The organism is Chamaesiphon sp., from assembly GCF_041737865.1.
Classification (GTDB): Bacteria; Cyanobacteriota; Cyanobacteriia; order Cyanobacteriales; family Chamaesiphonaceae; genus Chamaesiphon.
Map to the genome: position 1 here is coordinate 1 of NZ_JBGSQZ010000088.1, position 5,629 is coordinate 5,629.

Consider the following 5,629-nt stretch of genomic DNA (forward strand, 5'->3'; position numbering starts at 1 on the left):
TACTCCCTTCCCGTCAGAAGAATATAGATAATACTTTTACCCTATTACTGTTAGAGATCTTTTTTTTGACCGCAGAGGCGCGTGAAGAGCGCAGAGGGCATAATGAAAAAGCTAATCTATAGTCTTTGAGCGGGAAGGGAGTATAGTCTTCTAGCGGGAAGGGAGTAGCTATATTAGTGATTAATATCTTCAATTTTTGCGTTGCGTGGATTAATACCAATCTTGCTAATGATGACAATTTTATCATCTAATTAATGCCATACGTATTTACTTACTACCAAAAGCGATCGAAACAATCGCCAAAATAATAAATAAGATCCCGCCAATAATTGTAATCGTTCGCTCAGAGATATGACTGGCGATCGCGCGCCCACCAATAACTGCAATCAGCGCACAGATCGCATGTCCGAGAATACCACCTAACATTACCCCGATCGAGTCTTTGGATGCAGCTAGCGTAATTGTCGCAAACTGGGTGCGATCTCCCCATTCAGCAATAAATGTCAATACACAGCTTTCAATAAAGATTTTCCAAGTAGTATTTCGCTGTTTGAATTTGCGTTCGCCATCTTCAATGGCTTCTTCGGCTTCATTCATTACCTCTATATCTGTCTGTGCGGACATCTTTTGTGCTGAATACAGCACTTTAATGCCAAAGATTAGAAATAATAACGCCGCTACTCGCTCGATCGAGATTTGATTCAAAAAACTCAGACTAGGCGGTAAATACTGACTAAATAATTTGGGTAATAATACTATCAGTTGACCGATCCAGACTGATCGAAATGCGCCGCCGGATTTTCATGGCATTTGAAGCAGCCGAAAAAGAAACCGACATAGAAAAACGCCGCGCTTGGCTGACCTTTGTTATCGTCGGTGGCGGCCCAACTGGAGTAGAATTAGCTGGGGCGATCGCTGAATTGGCTTACAGCACCCTCAAAAAAGATTTCCGCAATATCGATACGTCCGAAGCCACGGTAGTGCTAGTCGAAGGGATGGATCGCGTTTTACCACCCTACCCGCCCGAACTGTCTGTAAAAGCGGAAGCATCCTTGGTTAAATTGGGCGTGAAGGTGCAGACAAAGGCATTAGTGACAAATATAGAAGATAACGTTGTTACCATCCGTCAGGGCGAGAATACGGAGCAATTATCAGCCAGAACAGTGTTGTGGGCGGCAGGAGTAAAAGCTTCGGCGATGGGTAAGATTTTAGCAGCACATACCGGAGTCGAACTCGATCGAGTCGGGAGAGTAATGGTTGAGTCTGACTTGAGCATCAAGGGCTATCCGCAGGTTTTTGTCATTGGCGATCTGGCTAACTTCACCAAGCCAGACGGGAAACCTCTAGCAGGGGTGGCACCTGTAGCGACTCAAGAAGGTAAATATGTCGCTGACTCGATCGTCAAGCGACTTGAAGGCGAAAGTTTACCAGCTTTTGAGTATTATGATGCTGGAAGCTTATCAGTTATTGGCAGACATTCAGCGGTAGCCGATTTTGGTAAGGTGAAAATGTCTGGCTTCTTTGCTTGGTTGATTTGGGTATTCGTCCACATTTACTATCTGATTGAATTTGATAGTAAATTGGTGGTATTTATTCAATGGACGTGGAGTTATTTCACTCGCAAACGTGGGGCGAGATTGATTACAGGTGATGAATCTTTAGGACAAATTGGCGTTGACGATCGAGGTGATTATTTTGTCCAACCAAAAGTCAAAGCTAATGTCAAGGCTTAAAGAGAAATTAGGTAGAACACATCAGGGACAATCGATCGATTGTCCCTGAAAGCATGTATTGGCACCAAATACCTAAACAGCATCAGCGAGATCTCTGATGAGTAAAAGCTTGGATGCTAAATAAGCATCTAGTTTCTGGGACTCTTGGGAATCGAGGATGACGCTATCTCGAACTTTTTCGGTGATAACTTTGGACAGATCTCGATCTGGAAGCGAAAGCAGCGATTGGTAGTTGATTTCCGACACCGCCTTCCAGAGGAGACGGACTACATGGGGGTTGACGGTAATATTTTGAATAATCGTTCTCGCTAAAAAATTTAATCTTTTCTTTATATTACCCACTTTTTACCACAATGACCAATTACTACAGCGAAATCATCAAAGAACTGAATCGTTTACCAGATAAAGCTTAGAGCCGTGGGTATTTGTACTTATCAGCTTTGTGAAGTTCAGTCCCGATGTAACTAAATTGCTGACTTGCCACGATCGATCTGTTCACTAATAAATGTTGCACTGCACCACTTCCCAGTGCTGTCATATCGACGCACCAACCGCTGCCGCTTTCCTGGTGCATACACCCAACCAAGTTCTAGGTAAAAGGGGCATCCTAGCCGAATCTGGGTGGGTGTAGTAGTGTAGCCACCATCAGGGAGGAGCAGCATTTGATAAGACTGACTATCTGCCTCAGAAAATCGTAGCAGTTGGTTAGTAACTGTCAAGTCGTTGGCAGAGCCTATGAGCATGAGCACCGAGTCATCATCTCTTACTAGCCGATAACCCAGATCGTGAGTTACGAATGTAGATGCTGTATTAGTGACGATCGGCGATTCAGAATTGGCATCCAATGTGGTTACAGTACCTTTCCAGGTACCTAATAAGTCTGAAATATTTAAATGGGGACGTTCTGGTGTGGTTGTTTCTTGGCGATGTTCTTGAATAAAGGTGACTCGATCTAGTCTTTGGTTTGGATCGAACGTTTGAATCATCCGAAAGCGGCTATCTATCTCTATCAGCGAGAATTCGGCGATCGTTTTGACGCCCGCAGTCACCGTTAGTGCGCCCGAACTAAATGCGCCCGTCTCGAAATAAATTGCGCCGATACCTGGGGGAGTGCTGAAATCCCAGACAACTTGTTTGGAATAACGTTCGGTACTATTTGGGAGCGGATAAAAGCGGGTTAAAACCAGATGGACTGCTTGGTTATCGCCGACACCTGCGAGTTTGATGACACTGGGGATATCATCTACAGGTTCCCCTTCAGCAGTGACAGTGGTAAAGGAACCTACCCATTCACCCAGATTTTCGAGGACGCACTCCCATTGAGATTTCATGATTTTTTGGTAATGGGTAGACAGTAGACAGTTGATAGTTAAAACCTAAAGCCTAAAGCCTAATCCCTAAAATCTTGTTCCCAATTTTCGATTTTGGAGATTGCTAGTTTGGCGAGAATCCTGACTGGTTCGAGTTTATCGGTGAGGAGAGCTTGGAGATGTGGGATCGCCGATCGATCGCCCAATTTGCCCAGAGATACTGCGGCTGTACGCCGAACTTCACCATCAGGATCGCTTAATGCGGTAATCAGATGGGGTAATGCTGGTAAATATGCCATTTTACCGATCGCGGATGCTGTTTCCGATCGCACATTTGGATCGGGATCGCTGAGAGTTTGGATCAGTAGTTGTGCGGCTGTCTCATCCCCTCGCTCTTGAACTAAATGGGCGATCGCATTTACCACTGCACAACGAACATCGATCGAATCAGAGGAGATCGCATCCTCCAAAAAGGGTGCAGCTTCAGCCCCAATAAAACCCAACGCCCAAGCCGCATGACCTTTTGTACTCTCCGAGCGGTGCGGATCGGCTAAGATATCGAGCAATGCTGGTACTGAGGCTGCACCCATCTTTGCCATCGCCCCAACCGCAGAGCCTTTAACTACCGTATCTTCATCATTGAGCAGAGCGTAAAGTAAGCTGGGGACAGTCGTTGAGTCCATAATCAAAGCCAGCGTTTTGCCAGCAGCACGGCGGACGACTGGATTGGGATGGTGTAAGAGGGCATCTACCAATAATGGAGTAGCAGTTGTGCCGATATCGCCCAATGTTTGGGCAAATCTCAGCCGGACTAAACCGCGTGAGTCTCCCAAACACTCAACCATTTGTTTGAGTAATGTAACATCATCAGCATCGAAGGTATCGAGATCGATGCTTTCAGTGACCGAGCGCATCAGGGCATCGCTGTGAGCAGGATCGATCGTCACTACTGGCATATCTTCAGATTTCATAACTAACATCGGGAGCTTACTCCCTTCCCACTCAAGAAATAAACATCACCATTCACCATCCACCATCGACTAATTCAGTTACTAGCGAGTAGTGCCGCATGACGATCTTGCAGCTCTTGGATCATCGCATCAATTCGGGCTATTTCGGGTTCCATTTGGGAGATGGCTTTGGCTTTGGGTAGTCTGGCTTTGTGGATTGCTTCGGTGGTGTCATGCACCAATCGATCGCGATATTTCTGAAGTTCGGTGACGATCTCTTCGAGTTCGATCGCCGTAACTTCTTGTGGAGTCGTTAAATCGGATTCAGTCATTTCTTTAAATTAGGGGGTAGCTGGGAAGTAGCGGATCGGGTTTGAGATGCCTATCATAATAACCCCCCCAAAATTAATTTGACGATTTTGGCTACTAAACTAAATCTTCGCAGATCGTGTCACCAAGTTGTGCAGCTTTTGATTAGAGTGAAGAAAGTTCTCTAGAGTGTTGTGATGGAATTAACTGAAATTGAAGTTGCGTTAGCTAATCCTAATTTTCAATATCGCCTCAAAGCGATTTCGGCTCTCAAAGCCTACGATCCTGAAATTGCTGTCCCGATCCTGATTGCGACTCTCAAAGATCCCGAATTTTTAGTGCGATCGTTTGTCGCCAGAGGCTTGGGCACACAAAGAATAGCAACATCTTTTGCCGCACTGCTGGAAATGACTAAGTTTGATGATACCCCCAATGTCCGCGCTGAAGCGGCTAATTCGCTCTCTCTATTTGGCAAGGTGTCAATTTCTCACCTAGTTTTAGTGTTTTGTCAAGATGAGCATTGGTTGGTGCGCCGCAGTATCCTGGCGGCTTTGGAAGAGTTGGATTGTCCCGAACAATTAATTGAAGTCTGCACCGCAGCTCTAGACGGTGAAGATCTGACTGTCCGAGAAGCGGCGATCGATTCTTTGGGTTCGCTGGTTGGATCGAGCCACCATCAAGCTATTTTGGTGCAATTACTCAGCCAAGCTCGATCGACATCTCCCAGAGTACGGACTAGAGTTGCCTACGCGCTCCAAAAATTTGACGAACCCCAAGCACAGTCAGCGTTAATCGAACTCCGACAGGACTCAGATTGTCAGGTAGTAGCTGCTAGTTTAGAGAATTTATTTAATCATTAGACCTCCTGCGAAACAAAGGTCAACTGCCGTTGGCGATTCCCTGTGCCAGAGAATCACCATCAACTACTTGGTTTTATCGATTACTCATGCTATGATTTAGAACGTTGTCTGCGGATATGGCGGAATTGGTAGACGCGCCAGATTTAGGTTCTGGTTTCGCAAGAAGTGAAGGTTCAAGTCCTTTTATCCGCATCTGAACAATTAAAATTTGCTTTTGCAAGGGTTCATGTACATTAACTAATTATTTGTCACTGTTAACACATTAGTGTCAATTTAACTAATTAATGTAACTGGCATCGCATTATCGATATTTTTATATCTTTAGCCTACCCCTGTTAAGGTGACAAAAGCATGACTAAGTAGGGCTTGCTGAATAAGTCTAGCGATCGAATCTAGCCGCCACACAACTTGCAAATCTTGAGGTTCTCGATCGATTTCTAAAATTATCCGCCGAGAACCCTTGCAGT

The 5,629-nt window shown here is 45.2% G+C and carries 6 protein-coding genes, 1 tRNA gene and 1 pseudogene; 3 read left to right on the forward strand and 5 right to left on the reverse strand.

All coding sequences use genetic code 11. From position 1 onward, the window contains the following. Positions 1–267: 267 nt before the first annotated feature. On the reverse strand, positions 268–705 hold the full coding sequence (locus ACEW9J_RS06375) for a TMEM165/GDT1 family protein (RefSeq protein ID WP_373544301.1): 438 nt from the start codon (positions 703–705) through the stop codon (positions 268–270). Positions 706–779: 74 nt separating this feature from the next. Between ACEW9J_RS06375 and ACEW9J_RS06380 the strand changes: the two are divergent. Then, positions 780–1,733: pseudogene (locus ACEW9J_RS06380) on the forward strand (NAD(P)/FAD-dependent oxidoreductase); the annotation flags it as partial. Between the two features lie 72 nt (positions 1,734–1,805). Here the strand turns inward: ACEW9J_RS06380 and ACEW9J_RS06385 are convergent. From ACEW9J_RS06385 to ACEW9J_RS06400, 4 genes are all read right to left on the reverse strand, one after another. Continuing rightward, positions 1,806–2,075, reverse strand: coding sequence for a hypothetical protein (locus ACEW9J_RS06385; protein ID WP_373544302.1), 270 nt, complete (start codon positions 2,073–2,075; stop codon positions 1,806–1,808). A gap of 122 nt (positions 2,076–2,197) precedes the next feature. Beyond that, on the reverse strand, positions 2,198–3,064 hold the full coding sequence (locus ACEW9J_RS06390; protein WP_373544303.1) for a DUF3598 family protein: 867 nt from the start codon (positions 3,062–3,064) through the stop codon (positions 2,198–2,200). A gap of 59 nt (positions 3,065–3,123) precedes the next feature. Further along, on the reverse strand, positions 3,124–4,023 hold the full coding sequence (locus ACEW9J_RS06395; protein WP_373544304.1) for a HEAT repeat domain-containing protein: 900 nt from the start codon (positions 4,021–4,023) through the stop codon (positions 3,124–3,126). Between the two features lie 65 nt (positions 4,024–4,088). Further along, a complete protein-coding gene (locus ACEW9J_RS06400) occupies positions 4,089–4,325 on the reverse strand; it encodes a hypothetical protein (protein ID WP_373544305.1) in 237 nt (78 codons plus the stop codon). A 174-nt stretch (positions 4,326–4,499) separates the two neighbouring features. Between ACEW9J_RS06400 and ACEW9J_RS06405 the strand changes: the two genes are divergently transcribed. Next, positions 4,500–5,162, forward strand: a complete 663-nt coding sequence (locus ACEW9J_RS06405) for a HEAT repeat domain-containing protein (RefSeq protein ID WP_373544306.1) — start codon at positions 4,500–4,502, stop codon at positions 5,160–5,162. A gap of 110 nt (positions 5,163–5,272) precedes the next feature. Further along, positions 5,273–5,354: transfer RNA gene (locus ACEW9J_RS06410), tRNA-Leu, on the forward strand. Positions 5,355–5,629 lie beyond the last annotated feature (275 nt).